Consider the following 18,753-nt stretch of genomic DNA (forward strand, 5'->3'; position numbering starts at 1 on the left):
TGGTCAGATGTCGAGGAAGCGGACGTCCTTGGCGTTGCGCTGGATGAAGCTCCGGCGCTGCTCGACGTCCTCCCCCATGAGAATGCTGAACATGTCGGACGCCGCGGCCGCGTCCTCGAGCGTCACCTGGGCGAGCGTGCGCTGATCGGGGTCCATGGTGGTGTTCCACAGGTCCTCGGCGTCCATCTCGCCCAGACCCTTGTACCGCTGGATCGGGTTGACCTGCGGCAGCTTCTTGCCCGCGGCCAGGCCGGCCTCCCGCAGCCCGTCCCGCTCCTCGTCGGAGTAGGCCAGCTCGTGCGGCGCGTTCGTCCAGCGCAGCCGGAACAGCGGCGGCTGGGCGAGGTACACGTGGCCGGCCGAGATCAGCGGGCGCAGGAAGCGGAACAGCAGCGTCAGCAGCAGGGTGCGGATGTGCGCGCCGTCGACGTCGGCGTCCGCCATCAGGACGATCTTGTGGTAGCGCAGGCGCTCCACGTCGAAATCATCACTGAACCCGGTGCCGAGGGCGTTGAAGATCGCCTCGACCTCCTTGTTGGCCAGAATCCGATCCAGCCGCGCCTTCTCGACGTTCAGGATCTTGCCGCGGATCGGCAGGATCGCCTGGGTGCGCGGGTCGCGTCCGCCCTTGGCCGAGCCGCCGGCGGAGTCACCCTCGACGATGAACACCTCGCACTCGGCCGGGTTGCGGCTCGAGCAGTCCGAGAGCTTGCCCGGCAGGCTGCTGGAGCCGAGAAGCCCCTTGCGGTTGCGGGCGAGGTCGCGCGCCTTGCGGGCCGCCATCCGCGCCTGGGCCGCGGCCTGGGCCTTGCGAATGATGTCCTTGCCCTCGGCCGGGTTCTTCTCGAACCAGTCGCCCAGCAGGTCGTTGACCACGCGCTGCACGAAGCCCTTCGCCTCGGTGTTGCCCAGCTTCGTCTTCGTCTGGCCCTCGAACTGCGGCTCGCCCAACTTCACCGAGATGATCGCGGTGAGGCCTTCGCGGATGTCATCACCGGAGGGACGGTCCTCGGGTTTCTTGATCATGCCCCACTGGGCGCCCCACCGATTGACGGTGTTGGTGAGCGCCGCGCGGAAGCCCTCCTCGTGCGTGCCGCCCTCGTGGGTGTTGATGGTGTTGGCGAAGGTGTGCACGCTCTCGGTGAACGAGCTGTTCCACTGCATCGCCACCTCGAGGGCGAGCTGGTCGTCCGGAGCCTCGGCGTCGATCGCGATCACCGTGGGGTGGATCGTGTCCTTCGTGCCGGTCAGGTAGGTCACGAAGTCGATCAGCCCGTCGTCGTAGCGGAACGTGACCTCGCGCGCCTCCTCCTCGGCATCGTCGACGAAGTCGGTCAGGCCCGCCTCGTGGTCGTCCGCGTTCATCTCGTCGGCGCTCGTGGGCCGCTCGTCGACCAGCCGGATCGTCAGGCCCTTGTTGAGGAAGCACATCTCCCGGAAGCGCCCGGCGAGCGTCTCCCAGTTGTACGTCGTCGTCTCGAAGATGTCGGGCGAGGCGAAGAAGGTGACGGTGGTGCCCACCTCGTCGTCGGGGCCGAGCGGCTCCAGGCGGGCGAGGTCGGCGTCCGGGACGCCGAGGGTGAAGCTCTGCTGCCAGTGGTAGCCGTCGCGGCGGACGTCCACGGTGAGCCGGTCGCTCAAGGCGTTCACCACGGACGCGCCCACGCCATGCAGGCCGCCGGAGACCTTGTAGCCACCCGCGCCGAACTTGCCGCCCGCGTGCAGCACCGTGAGCGCCAGCGTGACCGCCGGGATCTTCTCCTTGGGGTGCAGGTCGACCGGGAAGCCGCGGCCGTTGTCGGTGACGCGGACGCCGTCGCCCGGCAGCAGCGTCACCGTGATCATGTCGGCGTACCCGGCCAGCGCCTCGTCGACGGAGTTGTCGACGATCTCCTGCACCAGGTGGTGCAGGCCCCGCTCGCCGGTGGAGCCGATGTACATGCCCGGACGCTTCCGGACCGCCTCGAGCCCCTCCAGCACCTGGATGGCGCTGGCGTCATAGACACCCTCGGCCACCGATGTCGCCGAGGGCCGCGGCCCGTGATTCTCAGTCGTCACCGAAACTCTCTCCCTGCGCACGGTCGCCGCCCAGCGCGCAACGGGCGGGCGGCGACCTCGAAACAGTGTGATTCTACCCGACCGGCACCGGATTCCGTGGTCGTCACGCCTCCGAAATGCCCACTCACACGGACGTGACGCCCCTCAGAGCCGACGATCTCCCCCCAATCGACCCCGGACACCACCCCAGCCGCCCGAAGCGGCCGACGGGCCCGGCCCGCGGCCCGCGCCGACACTCACACTTCGGGCTCAAACTCCGCTTCCGGTGGCGGCGTTCGAGCACCAAACCGGAGTTTGAGGGGTGGAGGTAAGCCCTGCTGGCCGCCTCGACCCGCAGGCGTTCCTGGCCGAGCACCTCACCGACGGACGCCCGCAGCTGGGGTGACGCCCGGACGCGTCCCCCGGGCCTGCGCCGACGTCCGCAGCTGCGCTGCCCGCTCTTCTTGCCAGGTGATGATTTCCTGCCCAGAAGACGGCTCTGGTGCGGCCCGCTCCACAGGCGTACCGTCGTGAGCACGGCCTGACCGGTTGGTGATCCCCCAGCGACCGGCGGGGCGTCAAGGGGTGATATCGGTGGGACTCACTCGCGGCGATCTTCTGAGTGCCCTGGATCTCGTGGAGCAGATGCTCGACATCCGTACCTTCGCGGAGGTCGAAGATCGACTGCTGCCCGGAATCGCCACTTTGCTGCACTCCGATCTGGCCGTCTACCACCACTGCGATCTGGCGCCGCTGCTGGAGATCGACATCTTCTGGCCGTCCGACGTCTTCCGGCCCAGCCTTGAGGCCTACAGCTCTGTCATGCACACCCATCCCTTCGTGCGGACGTTCGCGCGCGAACTACCCAAGATCCCCGTCACCATCCTTGACGTGGTGAGTGCTCGCGAGTGGAGGGCCAGCGCGCTGTTCGCCGAGTCCCACGGTCCGATGGGCGCACACCACCAGATGACCGTGAACATCGCGGGACGACTGCCACGCGTCAGAGCGGTGTCGGTTGCGCGTGCCTCACCTGCCTACTCCCTGCGCGAGCGGGACATGTTGAACGTGCTCGCCCCGCACGTGCGCGCGACGATGCGGCGGGCCTACCTGCTGTCCACCGGTTACCTGGCCCAGGCCGTCGTCCCTGTGGTCGACCGCGTGGTTCTCGGCCGTCACGACCCGGTGCTCCACCTGCCGGACGCCATGGCGGCCCGCCTGACCGCGCGGCAGGTGGAGGTCCTGCACCTGGTCGCGGACGGCCTCAGCAACCACCAAGCAGCCCGGCGACTCGGCGTGGCTCCCAGCACCGTTGCCAAGCATCTGGAGAACGCGTTCGACCGCCTGGAGGTGGACAATCGGACGTCCGCCGTGCAGCTGCTCCGTCCGATGTGACGGCCGGGACCCAGATCGCCATCAGGCAGCCTTGAGGACCTCCTGCCCTCGTCGATCGACCAGCCCGGTCAGCAGCTCCTGGGCGAGCCCGAAGACGATCGCCCCGCCCAGGAGGCCGGCGGCGGTCGACACGTCCTCGAGCGCCACGATCATGCCGGAACGCAGCACCAGCAGCCCGAGCACCGCCATCAGCGCGCCGGACGGCACCTTGAGCAGGGCCAGTGCGACCGGCACCCGGTAGGGCGTGGCCTCCTCATGCATGCGGCGCAGGGCGACGACCCCCGCCACGGCACCTGACGCCGCGCCCACCAGGGCGATCAGCGTCACGTCCCAGGACGAGGGGCTGTTCCCCAGCAGGCACACCGCCCGGTCCCCGCTGCACATCGGAAGGGCTGCGGGCTGCAACCAGCCCACGAGCATCAGCAGCAGGGCGGCGAGCAACAGCCCCGCCGAGGTCGCCAGCACGAGGTTGCGGAAGTGGCGTGCCCGGGCGTGGGCCGCATCGCTGAGCTGGTGTGCCTTCTGAACCACCTGCGCGACCAGCAGCGGTGACGGCGCACCCGCGTTGGGGTCGGTCAGCCGCGCCAGCGCTGCACCTTGCGAACGATCCTCGGGCATTCGCTTCGCCGCGAGGTCGACAGCTCGGGGAATCACGGCCGACAGCTCGTCGGGCCTCATGGTCCTGATCGAGATCACCTCGGCCGCATGGAGATTGGTCCATGCCCACTCGACCCGCACTCCCGAGATCCTCTGCGGCAGCGTCTCCCGGGTCGTGCAGATGCGAACGACATCGGCCAGCAAGCCGTTGTACACGGCACTCGCCCCGCCGCCCGACCGGTGCTCCACCTGGAACTGCAGCAGGCGCGCCCGGGCCAGAGCCGTCGCCTGCCATGGGCGATGGGGGGCCGGGGTGGAGACGCCGCGGTTTGAGCCGAACGGGCCCGAGGTCTTTGGCGGCGAGGCGGTGGGTCTCGACCTTGTCTCGGCCAGCTTTTCGACTGAATCGATGAGTTCGTGTCGCCCACTCCAAGGGCAACGATCGGTGCTCAGACTCGACGGCGCATGCTGCTGTCTCAAACCCTTCGTGAAAATTGACACGTCGAAAGTCCTCCCCGGTCCGCCTTGCTCGACAGTCGGTCATCTGGTCAACCTCAGGAGAGCTGATCATCCATCGTTGATACCGACGGCGAAATACGTAGATCTACGAACACGACCGGCACCAGGGAGACCGCACCCCAGGCGCCCCCACACCGCCCACCCCGGGGGGCCGCATCGCGGCGATCCAGACACTCGCGCGCTCGCTGCCGGTGCGGCTAGTTTGCGTTCATGGAGACCTCACTCGCCGATGTCGCTCGCATGCGCCTGGTGGCGCAGGGCCTCGTGCCGCCGCTCGCCGGCGTGGTCGACGTGGTGCGGCATCTGACGTGCGTGCAGGGTCAGGACTTCCCGGGGTCCTGCCTGTCGTTGGCGCTCCGCAGCGAGGCGCGATCCCTCGCCGCGGTGACCGCCGCCTACGACGCGGGACAGATCGTCCGGACCTGGCCGATGCGCGGCACCTTGTTCGTCGTGGCCGCCGAGGATGCCGGCTGGGTCACCGCACTGACGGCGGAGAAGACCCGCACGGCGACGGCGCGCCGCCGCGACGAGCTCGGCCTGACCCCCGCCATGCTCGAGCGGGCGGAGGCGACCGCCCGCACGGTGCTGGCCGGCGGTGGGCTGGCCGGCAGTGGGCTGGCCGGCGGGGGGCTCACCGGCCACGGTCTGCCCCGCGCCGAACTCTTCGCGCGGTGGGAGGACGCTGGCGTCCCCACCCATGACGGACGCGGCTACCGCCACCTGTTCCACCTCGCCGTCGCGGGGGTGATCTGCCAAGGGCCGACGCTGGGCCGCGAGCAGCGCTTCGTACTCACCGACGCGTGGATCCCCGCCCCCCGGCGCCTCGACCGCGCCGAGGGCGTGCGCGAGCTTCTCTCCCGCTACCTCCGGGCGCGCGGACCGGCGCCGGTCGACGACTTCTGTTGGTGGTCCAAGATCGGCAAGGCCGAGGCGCGACCGCATGTGGCCGACCTCGCCGCCGCCGGCGACATCGTGTCCACCCAGGTCGATGGGCGGGAGTTCTGGATGGCTCCGGACCTGCCCCATCGCTTCGCCGAACATCGCCGGGCCACGGCCGCCCCGCTGTTGCTGCCGGGATTCGACGAGATCGTGCTCGGCTACGGCGACCGCTCCGCCGTCCTGACCCGCGAGGAGGAACGGCTGGTCGTCCCGGGCGGCAACGGCGTGTTCAAGGGTACGGTCCTCCACCGCGGCCATGCGGTCGCCACCTGGAAGAAGGCCACGACCGCGGGGAGGCCCGTCGCCCTCGCCCCGTTCGGGTCCCTGCCCGCGGCCGTGGCCAGTGCTGTGCCGAGGCTCAGCGCCGCGCTGCCCCGCTAGCCATAGGTGTCGCGCGGTCCACGGCCCTTGACGGTACGCGGGCCGTGCTGCCAGCTCGGCGCCTCGGGGCCCAGCACCTTCACCAACCGGATGGTGCCGTCGCCGAGCGAGGAGTTCATGCGCGCGACAAGCTGGGGAGCCATGAGCCGCAACTGCGCGGCCCAGTTCGTCGACGATGTCCGGACGACCACCACCCCGGCCCGGAACGCCTCGGGCGTGCTGTGCTCGGCCACCGCCGGGCCCACCAGCTCGGCCCAGCGGCCCAGCAACAGGTGGACGTTCACCTCGGTGCCCCACCCACGCGTCGTGATGACATCCTCCAGCGCGTCACCCACCGGGGTCGGATCACCGCTGCCGCGGCCCTGGGATCCGCGCGGACGCCGACGCCCGGCCGCTGCCTTCTTCCGCGGCGGCGGAGGCACCACCGCCCGGCCGGCGGCCTGGGCGGTCTGACGGGCCAGGTCCAGCCCCGTCGGTTCGAACGCGGGTGGTTCGAGCTCCGGCGGATCGAAGGCGGGCGGATCGAACGCATCGGCGTCGGTGGGCTGCTCGGCCGACCCCTCGGGGGCGATCGGCTCGTCACTCATCGGGACTCACCTGTCCGTCCGCGATCCGAAATCGGCGACCGGCCAGAGCATCGGGGACATCGGAGGCCACCGCGGCCGTGATGAGCACCTGCTCGGCCCCCGAGATGCGCTCGGCCAGCCGGGAGCGACGCACCTCGTCCAGCTCGGCGAACACGTCGTCGAGGATGAGGACGGGTTCCACGCCGTCCTCGCGCAGCAGCGCGTAGGCGCCGAGGCGCAGGGCCAGCGCGAACGACCACGACTCGCCGTGGGAGGCGTAACCCTTCGCCGGGAGGGGCCCCAGGGTCAGCACGACATCGTCGCGGTGCGGCCCCACGAGGCTCACCCCCCGCGCGATCTCCTCGCCGCGCCGGCGCTCCATCGTGCCACGGAGTTGCTCGGCGAGCTCGTCGGGCGAACGGTCGGCCCACTCGCCCGCGGGCGGGTGCTCCGGCGGCCCCTGCGGCCCCGCCCCACCGGACGGGGCCGCCCGATCGGACGGGGCGGCAGCGTCGGGGGTGGGATCCAACCCGAGCGACGACGACTTGTACGCCACGCGCGCGTCGTTGTTGGACGGTGCGATGGCGAGGTAGGCGTCGGCCACCGACCCGGCCATGTCGGTGAGGGTCCGCAGCCGCGCATGGACGATCTCCCCGCCGAGCCGGGCCAGGGAGTCGTCCCAGACATCGAGCGTGGCCGCGGCGCCGGCGTCCACCGCACCGCGGCGTCCACCCAGGGACTTCAGCAGCGTCGAGCGCTGCCGCAGCACCCGGTCGTAGTCGGCACGGACGCCGGCCAGGCGCGGCCATCGCTGGGTGAGGAGGTCGTCGATGAACCGACGCCGGTCGGCCGGATCGCCCTTGACGAGCGCCAAATCCTCCGGGGAGAACAGCACGACACGCAGCGCGCCGAGCAGGTCGCGCGGCCGCTTCAGCGGGCCCCGGTTGAGCGAGGCCTTGTTGGCGCGCCCGGCGATGATCTCGATCTCGAGCGCGAGGGTGCGCGGATCGTCCGCACCGGCTTGGACGCGGGCCCGCACGATCGCCCGCGGCGCGCCGAACCGGATCAGCGGGGCGTCCGCCGCCACGCGGTGCGAACCCAGCGTCGCGAGGTACTCCACCGCCTCCACCAGGTTCGTCTTGCCCTGGCCGTTGCGGCCGGTGAGCGTGGTGACGCCGCGCTCAAGCGCCAGCTCAGCCAACGGCCAGGAGCGGAAGTCGGCCAAGCTGAGGTGCGTCACGAACACGGGGTCACCGGCCGTCGCGTCACCGTCACTGCGGCACCTGTCACTGCGGCAGGCGCATCAGCATGATCACGTGCTTGTAGTCGTCGGACGCCTCGCCGTCGAGCTCGAGCAGCGGTGTCAGCAAGCAGGGCTTGCCGGGCGCTGTGAACGCGAAGTTGACGTACGGGGTGTCCAGCGCGTTGAGCGCGTCGAGCAGGTAGTGCGGGTTGAAACCGGCCGCCGTCATGGCGAGCCCCTGGCCCGTCTCGTCGACCACCGTGGCCTCCACGGCCTCGACCGCCTGGGCCTGGTCACCGGTGGCGGCCTCGAGGGTGATGTGGTCGTCGGCGATCATCATGCGCAGGCTCGTGTTGCGCTCGGCCACGAGTGCCACACGGCGCACGGCCGCGACGACCTCGCTGGTGTTGGCGCGCACGGTCACCGACGGCTGCACGCTCATCAGGTGCCGCACCTTCGGGAACTCCCCGTCGAGCAGCCGGGTCGTGGTCTCCCGTACGCCGTTGGCGCCCTCGCCGGCGAAGCCGATCAGGCCGTCGCCGCCGTCGGAGGAGGAGAGGCTCAGCGTGACGCTCTCGCCCGCGGTCATCGACTTCGATGATTCGGCGAGCACGCGGGCGGGCACGAGCGCCGCGCCCTCCGCCCGCCCGGACGCCGGCCGCCACGGCAGCTCCCTCAGCGCCATGCGGTAGCGGTCGGTGGCGAGCAGGGAGAGGGTGTCGCCCTCGATCTCGAGGCGGACGCCGGTGAACACAGGCAGCAGCTCATCACGCCCGGCGGCGACGACGACCTGGGAGACGGCCTGGGCGAAGGCGTCCGGGGTGATCGTGCCGGTGGCCTCGGGCATGGTCGGCAGCTCGGGGTACTCGGCCACGGGCAGGAGCTGCAGCGTGAACCGGGCGCTGCCGCAAGTGAGCTCCATCTTGGTGGAGTCGGCCTCCATGTCGACGGGCTTGGCCGGCAGGCTGCGGGCGATGTCGGCGAGCAGGCGCCCCGAGACGAGCACCGTGCCCTCCTCGGAGACATCGGCGGGGAGCGTCACCTTGGCCGACGTCTCGTAGTCGAAGCTCGACAGGACGACCTCGTTGCCCGCGGCCTCCAGACGCATGCCGGCGAGGATGGGCACGCTGGGCCGGTTCGGCAGGCTGCGCGCCACCCACTGGACGGCGTCGGCCAACACGTCGCGCTCAACTCGGATCTTCACTGACTTCTCCCTTGTGGTTCGCTCGCGCCCACGGTGCGGGCGCTGTCGATCATATCGAGCAGGACGCGGCGCGTCCCGATGGGCGCGGTGTGGGGAGGAACCACCTGTGTGCTCCCGGCTCGTGAGGTGACGACCGGGTGGGTTGGGTTACCCACACCGGGGCGGGGAGATGAGTTCAAAGAGAAGGAGATGTCTATGTCTTCTTCATGGTCATCACGGGTGTGGATCGTGTGCACAACGGGTCTCGACCCTTCTCAGTGCGGCGAGTCGCCCGTGCAGGGGGTGTGGAGCGATGCCGAATCACACGGGGAGGATTTGTGGGCGGCCCGAGCCACCGATCCGGTTTTCCACATTTCACACTGGTTGTCCACAGGTTTGTTGTGCAGAACTCCCCGTGTTGCCCACAGGATCCTGACGAGGGGAGCGGTGCCGTGCTGGGAGAGCGCAGTGCGCCCGGCGGGGGTGGAGTGGGGCTCGGGCGCTGCGGCGCGCCCGCCAACGGCGGCCAGGCGGGGTCAGCGACGGTAGGTCGCGGCCTGCTTGATGCGGTTGGTGATCTCGGTGACCTGGTTGTAGATGGTTCGCCGCTCGGCCATGAGCTGGCGGATCTTCTTGTTGGCGTGCATCACCGTGGTGTGGTCGCGGCCGCCGAAGAGGCGTCCGATGGCGGGCAGGCTCGAGTCGGTGAGCTCCCGGCACAGGTACATCGCGATCTGGCGTGCCGTGACCAGCACGTGCGTGCGGGCGGGGCCGCACAGCTCCTCCACCGTGACGTTGTAGTAGCTGGCCGTCTCGCTCATGATGAGCTGCGGGGTGATCTGGGTCTCGACGCCGGCGGGGATGAGATCCTTCAGCACCTCCTCGGCCAGGTGCAGGTCGACCGCCTGGTGGTTGAGGCTCGCGAACGCCGTCACGCGGATCAACGCGCCCTCGAGCTCGCGGATGTTGGTGGCGATCTTGCCGGCGATGAACTCCAGCACCTCGGGGGAGGCCATCAGGTGCTCGGCGATGGCCTTCTTGCGGAGGATCGCGATGCGCGTCTCGAGGTCGGGCGGCTGGATGTCGGTGAGCAGCCCCCATTCGAACCGGCTGCGCAGCCGGGGTTCCAGCGCCTCCAGGGCCTTCGGGGGCCGGTCGGACGTCAGCACGATCTGCTTCTGGGCGTTGTGGAGGGTGTTGAAGGTGTGGAAGAACTCCTCCTGTGTTTGGATCTTGCTCTCCAGGAACTGGATGTCGTCGATCAGCAGGACGTCGATCTCGCGGTAGTTGCGGCGGAACTCCGCCGTCCGGTTCTCCGAGATGGCGTTGATGAAGTCGTTCGTCAGCTCCTCGGTCGAGACGTACTTCACCCGCAGGTGCGGGGTGTACTGCCGCACGTAGTGACCGATGCCGTGGAGCAGGTGGGTCTTCCCGAGCCCCGACTCCCCGTAGATCATCAGCGGGTTGTACGACTTGCCGGGTGTCTCCGCCACTGCGACGGCCGCCGCGTGCGCGAAGCGGTTCGAGGAGCCGATCACGAAGTTGTCGAAGGTGTACTTCGGGTTCAGCCGATCCCCGTTCGCGCCATTCACCAGCGGCGCTCCGGCTCCGGACGCCGCGGCCGGGCCCCGGCCCCCGTTCACCGCGCCGGCGGACGGCGAACCACCGCTGGTGGGTTCCCGCAGCGGCAGCTCGGGGGCGAGGACGGTCGGGTCGTCCTCCAGGTTGGGCTCCAGGGAGGGGTCGACGCTCACAGCGAGGTGGATCGGGCGACCGTGGTGGGCGGAGAGCTGCTGCTCGATCGCGCCGCGACTCCGGGTCTCGATGCGCTCGCGGGCCGTCTCGTTGGGCACGGCGAGCAGGTAGCTCGACTCGTGGAGGGCCAGGGGGCGGGCGTTGGCGAGGCGGGCCCGGGTGGGGGTGTCGGCCTGGGCCAACACGGACTCCCACGCCGCTGTCAGGGCGTTCGAGGTGGCGTCCGCGGCCATCGGTCTCCCCTCGTCAGGTGGGCGTCCACAATGTTGTCCACACCATGTGGAAATGTCCAACGACCGCGAGCCGCAGCGCCCGCGGGGTGCGACGAGGGTGGCCGTTGGGCCGCTACGCTAGCCCGTGCCGGGGTCACCCGCAAATGCCTGGCGCACATTCGTTCCTCCCACCGGCGTGTCGGCTCGACGGCACCGGTGGACACCCTTCGGTTTGCCCGGGCTGGCCCGTGCCGCGTAGAGTTGGACAGTCGCCCGCACGGCGACGCCTGTGTCCGCGTGGGCACAGTTCGTCCGACGAAATCGAATGGTGGGAGCTCACGTGAGCAAGCGCACTTTCCAGCCGAGCAACCGGCGCCGCAGCCGCACCCACGGCTTCCGTCTCCGCATGCGGACCCGCGCGGGTCGCTCCATCCTGGCGGCTCGCCGCCGCAAGGGTCGCGAGCGCCTCGCCGGCTGACGGCGGCCCTCCGGTGCTGCCTGTCGCCGCGCGCCTCCGCACGGCCGACGACTTCCGGGTCGTCGCACGGCGGGGCGTGAGGGTGGCGCGGGAGACGCTCGTCGTCCATGCCCTCGCCAAGCCCGGCCCGCCGTCGCGGGCCGGTTTTGTCGTGTCCAAGGCGGTCGGCAATGCCGTGACCCGCAACCGCGTCAAGCGGCAGTTGCGTCACCTCGTGGCCGCCGAGCTGGGCGGCGGCGTCCGCCCCGTGGCTTCGTCGGTGGACGTCGTGGTGCGCGCCCTGCCGAGCGCCGCGTCCGGACGCCTGCGTGAGGACTTCGCGTCCGCGTGGGCCGGGGCGATGCGCAAGCTGGCCGCGGCATGAGACACGTCCTGGCGCTGGTGCTGCGGGCGTACCGCGCCGTGATCAGCCCGCTGTACGGCGACGTCTGCAAGTTCCACCCCACGTGCTCGGCCTACGCGCTGGACGCCGTGCTCACCCACGGCTCGATCCGTGGGACGTGGCTCACCGTGAAGCGCCTCGCGCGCTGCCATCCCTGGTCCCTGGGCGGCTACGACCCCGTGCCGACCGTGAACGCAAAGGTTCAACGTGTTTGAAGCCATCGGCGGGTTCTTCAACCTGCTCATGCAGCCCATCTACTGGGCGATCTCCGGCATCATCGTCGGGTTCCACAACCTCTACAGCATGGTGCTGGACGCGAACTCGGGTTGGACCTGGGTGCTGTCGATCGTCTCGCTGACGATCGTGATCCGGTCGCTGATGATCCCGTTGTTCGTGCGCCAGATCAACAGCTCGCGCAAGATGCAGCTCGTCGCCCCCAAGGCCCGCGCCCTGCAGGAGAAGTACGGCCAGGACCGGGAGCGCTATGGCCAGGAGGTCATGAAGCTCTACCAGGAGGAGGGCGTCAACCCCGCCGCGTCCTGCCTGCCGCTGCTGCTGCAGATGCCGATCTTCATCGGCCTGTTCTGGGTGCTGAACGACGCCGCCCGCGGCAGCGCGCGCGGCTACTGGTTCGAGCAGAACCCCCAGCTGGTGGACTCCCTGCAGCACTCCCGGATCTTCGGTGCCGAGATCTCCGGCACGTTCCTGCCCATGGCGGCCGGCTTCGGGCCGACGCAGTGGGTCGCGCTCTTCCTCATCATCACCATGACCGGCACGCTGTTCTGGACGCAGCTGCAGCTGATGCGCAAGAACATGCCGCCGGAGGCCCTCGAGGGCCCGCTGGCCCAGCAGCAGAAGATGATGCTGTACCTCTTCCCGGCCATCTACCTGTTCACCGGCGTGAGCTTCCCCATCGGCGTGATGATCTACTGGCTCGCCTCCAACCTGTGGACGCTCGGGCAGCAGTTCATCCTCATTCGCAACAACCCGACGCCCAACACCCCTGCCTTCGTCGACTGGCAGGATCGCATGCGGGCGAAGGGCAAGGACCCCGACGAGATCATCCGGCAGCGCACGGCCAAGATGCGCCGCGGCGCCCGGCCCACGCCGGCGGCGTCCGACCCCACGAAGGTGACCCGGCAGGGCACGTCGCGGCAGACGTCCGCCCCCGCCGGTGAGAGCGGTGGCGCGACCGCCGTGGACGCCACCCAGCCGCAGGTTGTCCGCCGCCAGCAGCCCACACGACAGACCCGGGCCACGCGCAAGCAGGCACGCCCCCGCCCGTCCGGCGGATCGAAGGAGTGAGAAGGACATGACTGCAGACCAGCAGGAGAACGAGACGATCGACGCCCCCGAGGTGGCCCCCACCACGGACGAGCCGGCTGCGCCCGAGGTGGCGGAGGTGGCCGAGGTGTCCGACGAGGTCGTCGAAGCCCCAGTGGACGCCGAGGACGACGCCGCCGAGGAGTCGGACGACGACGACAATGACGAGAGCGATGCCGAGCCCGGTGACGGCGAGACCGAGCCCGATGACGGCGATGCCGGGGGTGATTCCGGTGAGGAGCGGCCCCGGCGCAGCAAGCGCGAGGAGTCGCTGACCAACGAGGGCGAGATCGCCGCCGACTACCTCGAGGAGCTGCTCGACATCGCCGACCTCGACGGCGACATCGACACCTACAACGAGGGCGGCCGGGCGCACGTCTCGATCCTGACCGACTCCGACGTGCTCGTCGGCAAGAAGGGTGAGGTGCTGGACGCGCTGCAGGAGCTCGCCCGGCTGGCCGTCATGACCGAGACCGGGCACCGCAGCCGGCTGATGCTCGACATCGCGGGCCACCGCGACAAGCAGCGGGCCTCGCTGCAGGACATGGCGGCCGACGCCATCGCCGAGGTGAAGTCGACCGGCGAGTCGGTGCGGCTCACCCCGATGAACCCCTACCAGCGCAAGATCGTGCACGACGCGATCGCGGCGGCCGGGTTGGTCAGCGAGTCCGAGGGCGAGGAGCCCCACCGCCGCGTGGTGGTTCTGCCGAAGGGCTGACCCGTGGAGCAGCATCCGGGCGCCGAACAGCTGTTCGGCACCCGTGCCGACCTCGCCGTCCGGTACGCCGACATCCTGGCGACACGGGGCGTCGAGTGGGGCCTGATCGGCCCCCGCGAGGTGGGCCGGATCTGGGACCGCCACGTGGTGAACAGCCTGGCGGTCGCCGCGGCGATCCCCGGTGGTGGTGCGTCGGCGGGGTCGGCCTCCGTGGTGGATGTGGGCTCCGGTGCCGGCCTGCCGGGCATTCCCCTGGCGCTGGCCCGCCCCGAACTGCGCGTCACCCTGCTCGAACCCCTGCTGCGGCGAGCGAACTTCCTGTCCGAGGTGGTCGGCGAGCTCGGCCTGGACGACCGGGTGGCCGTCGTCCGCGGCCGGGCCGAGGAGCACCAGGACACCTACGACGTCGTCACCTGCCGCGCCGTGGCCCGGTTGCCGAAGCTGCTCGGCTGGTGTGCCCCCCTGATCGGACGCCGCGGGCGCCTGGTGGCGCTAAGGGCGCGTCGGCGTCCGAGGAGATCGCGGACGCGGGGCGCGAGCTGAAGCGCTTCCGACTCACGGCGCAGGTCGAGACCGTCGTCGTGGTCGAGGGCGCCGAACCCACCCACCTGGTGGTCTGCACGCGTTGACGGCGCCCCCCGGGCGGCGCGAAGGCGTCCGGGCATGACAAGCTGTCGGGGTGGCAGCGGGAGGTGGACTGGGACGCGCGAGCGCGCTGATGGCGTCCGGGTCGATGGTCTCCCGGGTGCTCGGGATCGTGCGCAACGCCTTGCTGGTCGCCTGCGTCGGGTCGATGGGCGGCACGTCGGACGCCTTCCAGACCGCCAACACGCTCCCCAACACCATCTTCATCCTGCTCTCCGGCGGGGTGCTGAGCGCCGTCCTCATCCCCGAGATCACCCGGGCGATGGCCCGTGAAGACGGCGGCCAGGACATCATCGACCGGCTCCTCACCGCCGCGTTCGGCCTCGTCACGATCGTCGCCGTGGCGGCCACGCTGCTCGCCGCGCCGCTCATCACGCTGTTCCAGCTGCAGGGCCCCGCCCGCGACCTCGGCATCTTCTTCGCCTACCTGTGCCTGCCGCAGATCTTCTTCTACGGGGTCTCGGCGATCCTCGGGCAGGTGCTGAACGCCCACGATCGCTTCGCGGCGGTGATGTGGACGCCGGTGCTCGCGAACGTCGTCCAGATCGCCGGGATGGGGATCTTCCTCAGCCAGTACCTCGGCGCCCAGCCGGCCGAGCGGTGGACGCCGCCGATGATCTGGCTGCTCGCCGGCACGGCGACCCTGGGCGTGGCGGTGCAGGCGGTGGCGCTGATCCCGGCGCTGCGGGGGACGGGGTTCCGCTTCACCCCGCGCTGGGGCTGGCGCGGCTACGGGTTCCGGCGGCCGTTCCGGGTCGCGGTCTGGACGATCAGCGCGCTGCTCATCGGCCAGGCCGGCGGCGTGGTGGTCACGATGGTGGCGAATGCGGTCGCGTCCGCAGCCCGCGAGGCCGGGGTCGTCGTGGCCGGCTACATGGTGTACACGCTGGCGTTCCAGATCTTCATGGTGCCGCACGGCATCATCACCACCTCGATCCTCACCGCCCTCTACCCGCGCATGGCCCGCTCCGCCCACGCCGGGGACGTGGCCGGCCTCCGCTCCGACGTGACCCGTGCCCTCACCGTGCCCGCGCTCATCATGGTGCCGATCAGCGCCGCCGCCGTCGCGCTGGCCGCCCCCGGTGTCAAGGTGCTGACGCCCTCGCTCGAGCCGCCCGGCGTGACCAGCCTCGCGTGGGCGTTCTCGCTCATGGCGGTGGGGCTGTTCCCCTACGGCGTCGTCGCGCTGCAGCAGCGGTACGCCCTGGCCCGCGGCGACGGCCGGATGAACGTGCGCTTCCAACTGGTGGTCACCGGCGTCCAGCTGCTGTCCTGCGGAGCGGCCCTGCTCGTGCCGCCGGCCTGGGCGGTTGCCGTGATCTGCGCCGGCCAGACCCTCGGCAATGGCCTTGCCGCGCTCGCGTTCGTGGCGGTGGCGCAACGCCAGGTCGGCGGCCTGCCGCTGCGCCGCCTCGGTGTCCTGCTGCTGCGGCTGGTCGTGGTGTCGGTGCCCGCCGCGCTGCTGGCCGGGGGGGCCGTCGCCTGGGTGTCCGGTGCGCTCCCCTTCGCGTGGACGACCTCCCTGCTCGCCCTCGGCGCCGGCACGGCCGCGTTCCTGGTGGCGTTCGCCCTCGGCACCCGGCTGCTCCGCATCCCCGAGCTGGACGCCACCCTCCCCCGCCGCTTCCGCCCCGCCGGGGCCGCCGGGGCCGCAGGGGCCGCCGACACGCACACTCCGGGCTCGAACTCCGGTACCGGTGACGGAGTTTGAGCACGTTTCCGGAGTTTGAACCTCGGGCGTGGCCCCTCACCCCTGTCCGACCCCTTCCCGAGTGAAACCTCGCACCCCCCGCCGGCCCGACCGTGGAGCCGATCCAGCGACTACGGTGGTCTCGCGCAGGCCCGACCGGGGCCACGTGACGCCCACCCCATCCGGCCCGTGCCCAACCAGCGACGTGAAGGGATCCACCGTGTTCGCGATGTCCGACGGAAAGCCCGCTCCCGCCCACCCCGATGCGGTGATCAGCGGAGACACCTGGCGCTTCACGGTGCTCTCCGAACGGCTCATCCGCCTGGAGTGGGACGCCGAGGGCCGTTTCGTCGACGAGCGCACGCAGCTGGTGGTCAACCGGGAGTTCGAGGTGCCGGAGTTCACCGTCACCGAAGTCGGCGACGGCGACGGCGACGGCGTGGAGATCACCACGAGCCACCTGCGCCTGCGCTACTCCGGGGGGCCGTTCTCCGGGTCGTCGCTCTCGGTGACGCTCGTCCGCGGCGGCACCGACCCGCACTACACCACGTGGCGCTTCGGCGATTCCTACCCCCAGCACCTGCCCCTGCGCGGCAATCTGTTCGGCACGGCCCGGACGCTGGACGAGGTGGACGGCGCCTGCCCGCTCGAACCGGGCATCCTCGCCACCTACGGTTTCGCCACGCTCGACGACTCCACCTCGGTGATCCTCACCCCGGACGGCTGGGTGGCGCCCCGGCCGAGCCTGGGGGCGTCCGAACCCGCCCGCGACCTCTACCTCTTCGGCCACGGCCGCGACTACGCCGCCGCCCTCGCCGACTACCACCACCTGACCGGCCCGACGCCGCTCGTCCCCCGCTTCGTGCTCGGCAACTGGTGGTCGCGCTACTGGCCCTACTCCGACACCGAGTACCTCGCCCTCATGGACACCTTCGCCGAGCACAGGCTGCCCTTCTCGGTCGCGGTCATCGACATGGACTGGCACCTCGTCGACATCGACCCCGAGATCGGAACGGGGTGGACCGGCTACACCTGGAACCCCGACCTCTTCCCCCATCCCGAGCGTTTCCTCGGTGAGCTCCACCGCCGCGGCCTCGCGGCCACGCTCAACGTCCACCCCGCCGACGGCGTCCGCCGCCACGAGGAGCGGTACCCGGAGATGGCCCGCGCCCTCGGCATGGACCCCGCCGACGGCGTCCGTGTTGAATTCGACGTCACCGACCGCGCCTTCGTGGACGCCTACCTCACCCACCTCCACCACCCCCGGGAGGCCGAGGGCGTCGACTTCTGGTGGCTCGACTGGCAGTCCGGCGGCACCACGCGCATCCCCGGCCTGGACCCGCTGTGGATGCTCAACCACATCCACTACACGGACGCCGCGCGCGCGGGCCGGCGCCCGCTCACGTTCTCCCGCTACGCGGGGCCGGGCAGCCACCGCTACCCCGTGGGGTTCTCCGGTGACACGATCACGACCTGGGAGTCCCTCGACTTCCAGCCCTACTTCACCGCCACGGCCGCCAACATCGGCTACCCGTGGTGGAGCCACGACATCGGCGGCCACATGTTCGGCGACCGTGACGTCGAAATGGCCGTCCGGTGGTTCCAGCTCGGCGCGTTCTCGCCGATCAACCGGCTCCATTCGGCGAACAGCCCGTTCGCCACCAAGGAGCCGTGGTCCTACGGCCCGGCGGCCGCCGCCGTCATGGGCGCGTTCCTGCGGCTGCGGCACAAGATGGTGCCCTTCTGGTACACCGCCGCCTGGGCCGCCCACACCGACCACACCGCCCTCGTCCGGCCGGTGTACCACGAGCACCCGATGGTCCGCGACGCCTACCTCGTGCCCAACCAGGCCCTCATCGGCGAGCACCTGCTGCTCGCCCCCATCACTGCCCCCGGCGACCCGCGCACGCATGTCGCGTCCGTCGCCGCGTGGCTGCCGCCCGGCGCGTGGGTCGACCTGTTCACCGGGCTGCGCTACGACGGCGGACGCCGCCTCGTCCTCCACCGCCCCCTCGGTCAGTACCCGGTGTTCGCCCGGGCCGGTGCCGTCCTCCCCCTGCAGGCGGACGCGTTGGCCGACATCGCCGCCAATCCGGACGCCCTCGAGCTGCGCGTGATTCCCGGCGACGGGCGCTCCACCCTTGCTGAGGACGACGTGACCGGCGTCCCCACCCTGGCCGATCGCCGCCAGACCGTCTTCACCCAGCGTCTCGTGGTGGACGCCGACGGCGCGGCCGAGCTCGTGCTCACCGCCGAGGCGCCCACCGGACCCGCGTACGGTGCGCCCCGCTCCGTCGTGGTCGACGTGGCCGGTGTCGCGTCGGTGGCGGCGGCCGAGCTCCGGGTGGGCGGCAGCGTGGTCGAGCTGCCCCGCGCCGCGCAGGGAAGCCCGCATGGTGATGAATTGTTGGCACCGGCGCTGCGGTGCGAGCTGGGCCACGTGGACCTCGACGCCGGCTTCGAGCTCACCCTGCGTGGCGCGCGCCCGATCGCGCGCGACACCACCGCGGACGCCCACGCGCTGCTCGCCGCCGCGGAGATCGCGTTCGTCGCCAAGGAACAGGCCTGGCAGGCGGTGAAGAACCACACCGGCCTCGCCCTGGCCGAGGAGCTGGCGACCATCGACCTGCCCGACGACCTCCGCGGTGCGCTGGTCGAGATCGCCTCAGGCGGCGCGGTCTGGTGAGGCCGGC

General features: G+C 70.9%; 15 protein-coding genes and 1 pseudogene. 10 read left to right on the forward strand and 6 right to left on the reverse strand.

The window, feature by feature from the left end; genetic code table 11:
• Window positions 1–3: 3 nt before the first annotated feature.
• Window positions 4–2,058 (reverse strand): DNA topoisomerase subunit B, encoded by a 2,055-nt coding sequence (locus tag IFY26_RS11915; protein WP_232549224.1) that lies wholly within the window; start codon window positions 2,056–2,058, stop codon window positions 4–6.
• A gap of 573 nt (window positions 2,059–2,631) precedes the next feature.
• Between IFY26_RS11915 and IFY26_RS18250 the strand changes: the two genes are divergently transcribed.
• Complete coding sequence (locus IFY26_RS18250; RefSeq protein WP_232549225.1) at window positions 2,632–3,429, forward strand: response regulator transcription factor; 798 nt, start codon at window positions 2,632–2,634, stop codon at window positions 3,427–3,429.
• 21 nt (window positions 3,430–3,450) lie between these two features.
• Here the strand turns inward: IFY26_RS18250 and IFY26_RS11925 are convergent, their stop codons facing one another.
• Window positions 3,451–4,242 carry a hypothetical protein gene (locus IFY26_RS11925; RefSeq protein ID WP_232549226.1) on the reverse strand — a complete coding sequence of 264 codons (792 nt, stop codon included), beginning with the start codon at window positions 4,240–4,242 and terminating at the stop codon, window positions 3,451–3,453.
• 513 nt (window positions 4,243–4,755) lie between these two features.
• Between IFY26_RS11925 and IFY26_RS11930 the strand changes: the two genes are divergently transcribed.
• Complete coding sequence (locus tag IFY26_RS11930; RefSeq protein ID WP_232549227.1) at window positions 4,756–5,865, forward strand: winged helix DNA-binding domain-containing protein; 1,110 nt, start codon at window positions 4,756–4,758, stop codon at window positions 5,863–5,865.
• On the opposite strand, the gene IFY26_RS11935 is transcribed toward IFY26_RS11930, so the two are convergent.
• From IFY26_RS11935 to dnaA, 4 genes are all read right to left on the reverse strand, one after another.
• Window positions 5,862–6,452, reverse strand: a complete 591-nt coding sequence (locus IFY26_RS11935; protein ID WP_232549228.1) for a DciA family protein — start codon at window positions 6,450–6,452, stop codon at window positions 5,862–5,864. The genes IFY26_RS11930 and IFY26_RS11935 overlap by 4 nt on opposite strands.
• Window positions 6,445–7,677: a DNA replication/repair protein RecF gene (gene recF / locus IFY26_RS11940; RefSeq protein ID WP_232549229.1), complete on the reverse strand. Its 1,233-nt coding sequence runs from the start codon at window positions 7,675–7,677 to the stop codon at window positions 6,445–6,447. The genes IFY26_RS11935 and recF overlap by 8 nt, the downstream gene beginning before the upstream one ends.
• Before the next feature lie 40 nt (window positions 7,678–7,717).
• Entirely contained in the window at window positions 7,718–8,878 is a 1,161-nt protein-coding gene (gene dnaN, locus IFY26_RS11945; RefSeq protein WP_232549230.1) for a DNA polymerase III subunit beta, read from the reverse strand.
• A 515-nt stretch (window positions 8,879–9,393) separates the two neighbouring features.
• On the reverse strand, window positions 9,394–10,845 hold the full coding sequence (dnaA, locus tag IFY26_RS11950; protein ID WP_232549231.1) for a chromosomal replication initiator protein DnaA: 1,452 nt from the start codon (window positions 10,843–10,845) through the stop codon (window positions 9,394–9,396).
• A gap of 319 nt (window positions 10,846–11,164) precedes the next feature.
• On the opposite strand from dnaA, the gene rpmH reads away from it, so the two are divergent.
• The 8 genes and pseudogenes from rpmH (at window position 11,165) to IFY26_RS11990 (ending at window position 18,746) form a co-directional block, all read left to right on the forward strand.
• On the forward strand, window positions 11,165–11,302 hold the full coding sequence (gene rpmH, locus IFY26_RS11955) for a 50S ribosomal protein L34 (RefSeq protein WP_232549232.1): 138 nt from the start codon (window positions 11,165–11,167) through the stop codon (window positions 11,300–11,302).
• A gap of 13 nt (window positions 11,303–11,315) precedes the next feature.
• Window positions 11,316–11,666 (forward strand): ribonuclease P protein component, encoded by a 351-nt coding sequence (gene rnpA, locus IFY26_RS11960; protein WP_232549233.1) that lies wholly within the window; start codon window positions 11,316–11,318, stop codon window positions 11,664–11,666.
• A complete protein-coding gene (gene yidD, locus IFY26_RS11965) occupies window positions 11,663–11,899 on the forward strand; it encodes a membrane protein insertion efficiency factor YidD (protein ID WP_232549234.1) in 237 nt (78 codons plus the stop codon). Before rnpA ends, yidD begins: the two co-directional genes overlap by 4 nt.
• Entirely contained in the window at window positions 11,892–12,989 is a 1,098-nt protein-coding gene (gene yidC / locus IFY26_RS11970; RefSeq protein ID WP_332836190.1) for a membrane protein insertase YidC, read from the forward strand. Before yidD ends, yidC begins: the two co-directional genes overlap by 8 nt.
• A 97-nt stretch (window positions 12,990–13,086) precedes the next feature.
• A complete protein-coding gene (locus IFY26_RS11975) occupies window positions 13,087–13,725 on the forward strand; it encodes a Jag family protein (RefSeq protein WP_416046576.1) in 639 nt (212 codons plus the stop codon).
• Window positions 13,726–13,728: 3 nt separating this feature from the next.
• Window positions 13,729–14,354: pseudogene (gene rsmG, locus IFY26_RS11980) on the forward strand (16S rRNA (guanine(527)-N(7))-methyltransferase RsmG).
• A gap of 50 nt (window positions 14,355–14,404) precedes the next feature.
• Window positions 14,405–16,081, forward strand: coding sequence for a murein biosynthesis integral membrane protein MurJ (murJ, locus tag IFY26_RS11985; RefSeq protein WP_232549236.1), 1,677 nt, complete (start codon window positions 14,405–14,407; stop codon window positions 16,079–16,081).
• A gap of 208 nt (window positions 16,082–16,289) precedes the next feature.
• Complete coding sequence (locus IFY26_RS11990; RefSeq protein WP_232549237.1) at window positions 16,290–18,746, forward strand: glycoside hydrolase family 31 protein; 2,457 nt, start codon at window positions 16,290–16,292, stop codon at window positions 18,744–18,746.
• Window positions 18,747–18,753: the final 7 nt, after the last annotated feature.

The sequence above is a fragment of the Propioniciclava soli genome, from assembly GCF_014858005.1.
GTDB classification, from domain to species: Bacteria; Actinomycetota; Actinomycetes; order Propionibacteriales; family Propionibacteriaceae; genus Propioniciclava; species Propioniciclava soli.

Bases quoted from the DNA above. Each gene is read 5' to 3' on its own strand.
- IFY26_RS11930 (WP_232549227.1), top strand. From the start codon at position 4,756: ATGGAGACCTCACTCGCCGATGTCGCTCGCATGCGCCTGGTGGCGCAG.
- IFY26_RS11935 (WP_232549228.1), bottom strand. From the start codon at position 6,452: ATGAGTGACGAGCCGATCGCCCCCGAGGGGTCGGCCGAGCAGCCCACC.
- dnaA (WP_232549231.1), bottom strand. From the start codon at position 10,845: ATGGCCGCGGACGCCACCTCGAACGCCCTGACAGCGGCGTGGGAGTCC.
- yidD (WP_232549234.1), top strand. From the start codon at position 11,663: ATGAGACACGTCCTGGCGCTGGTGCTGCGGGCGTACCGCGCCGTGATC.
- IFY26_RS11990 (WP_232549237.1), top strand. From the start codon at position 16,290: ATGTCCGACGGAAAGCCCGCTCCCGCCCACCCCGATGCGGTGATCAGC.